The 2,024-nt window shown below is 28.3% G+C and carries 1 protein-coding gene; it reads left to right on the forward strand.

The window, feature by feature from the left end; genetic code table 11:
- Positions 1-34 precede the first annotated feature (34 nt).
- Positions 35-2,024, forward strand: a 1,990-nt coding sequence (locus tag FAY47_RS20480; protein ID WP_243129661.1) for a condensation domain-containing protein, incomplete at its 3' end; no start/stop codon positions are given.

The following is a 2,024-nucleotide window of genomic DNA, read 5'->3' on the forward strand; positions in this document are numbered from 1 at the left end:
GCTACATTTAGTAAGTAAAAATACTATTTTAAATATGGAAGAAATGGACAAGTATATAAGTGAAAATAATATAACAATATTATGGGTAACAGTTTCCTTATTTAATTTTATGTCAAATGAAAGACCACATATGTTTAAGAATATAAGATATCTATTAACTGGTGGGGATAAGTCATCTACAAACCATATGAATAGGGTTATAAGAGAATGTAAGGATCTAAAAATAATTCATGCATATGGGCCAACAGAAAATACTACTTTTTCAACAACTTTCTTAATAGATAGAGAGTATTCTTCAAATATTCCTATAGGTAAACCAATTAGTAACTCAAAGGTTTATATTATTAATAATAACAAAATACAACCTATTGGAGTATGTGGAGAGTTATGTGTTGCTGGAGATGGTCTAGCAAGAGGATATTTAAATAAGCCTGAATTAACAAAAGAAAAGTTTGTAGACAACCCATTAGTAAAAGGGGAGAGAATTTATAAAACAGGTGACTTAGCTAGAATTTTGCCAGATGGGAATATAGAGTTTTTAGGAAGAATAGATTCTCAAGTAAAAATAAGAGGATTTAGAATAGAACTTGGCGAGGTTGAGAATGCAATTTTATCTAATAAAAAAATAAAAGAAGTTGTTGTAGTTGCTAAAGAGGATAAGAATGGAAATAAATATTTATGTGCATATATAGTATCAAATGAAAAAGTGGTAGTAGGTGAAATAAAAGAATATTTACTAAAGGATTTGCCACAATATATGATTCCAGCATATTTTGTACAATTAGAAAAATTACCTTTGAATCTCAATGGAAAGGTAGATAAAAAATCATTACCAGAACCAGATGTTATTGTAGAGGTAGGGACAAAATATATAGCTCCAAGAAATAAAGTAGAAGAGAAACTTGCTGATATATGGGAAAAAGTATTGCATATTCAAAGAGTAGGTGTAAAAGATAACTTTTTTGATGTTGGAGGACATTCATTAAATTTAACAATGCTTATGACAAGCATACATAAGAAATTTGAAGTTAACATATCAATAAGTCAATTATTTAAGCTTACTACAATAGAAGAACAATCAAAATATATAGAAAAATCATCTAAAATGGTATATACAGAAATAGAAAAAGTAGAAGAAAGAGAGTATTATCCATTATCTTCAGCGCAAAAGAGAATGTATATACTTCATGAAGCTAATGAAAATGAACTTAACTATAATGTGCCAAATTCAATGATATTAATAGGTGAATTGGATAAAGAAAGACTTAATGAAACATTTAAGAAGTTAATAATTAGACATAAGTCATTAAGAACAAGCTTTGAAATTCTAGATGGAGAAGTAGTTCAAAAGATATGTGAAGATTTTGAATTTAATATTGAAAATTATGAGGTTAAGGACGAAAGTGAAGTAGAAGCTATTGTTAGTAGTTTTGTAAGGCCATTTAATTTAAGTGAAGCTCCATTAATTAGGGTGGGACTTATAAAGGTTGAAGATACTAAGCATATTCTTATGATAGATATGCATCATATAATTTGTGATGGAGTATCAATGGGAATAATTATAGATGAGATAGGGAGAATCTATCAAGGGGAGGATTTAGAGGAATTACCAATACAATATGTAGATTATGCAGTATGGCAAAATAAAAATAAAGAAGAGATAAATAAAAAGCAAAAAAATTATTGGTTAGAAAGATTTTTAGGAGAAATTCCCGTATTAAATTTCCCAACAGATTATGTTAGACCTGCAGTGCAAAGTTTTGAAGGCGAAACATTAAGCTTTAGTTTAGATAAAAACATAAAACAAAAATTAAATAAAATAGCAGAAGAAAATAATGCTACATTATATATGGTGTTATTATCCATATATAATGTGTTATTGCATAAGTATACAGGGCAAGAAGATATAATTATAGGATCTCCTGTTGCAGGAAGAACGCATGGAGACTTAGAAAAAGTAGTTGGAATGTTTGTAAATACATTAGCCATGAGAAATAAACCAACTGGAGAAAAAACTTTCAAGG

The sequence above is a fragment of the Clostridium sp. HBUAS56017 genome (assembly GCF_007115085.1).
GTDB lineage: Bacteria > Bacillota > Clostridia > Clostridiales > Clostridiaceae > Clostridium > Clostridium cibarium.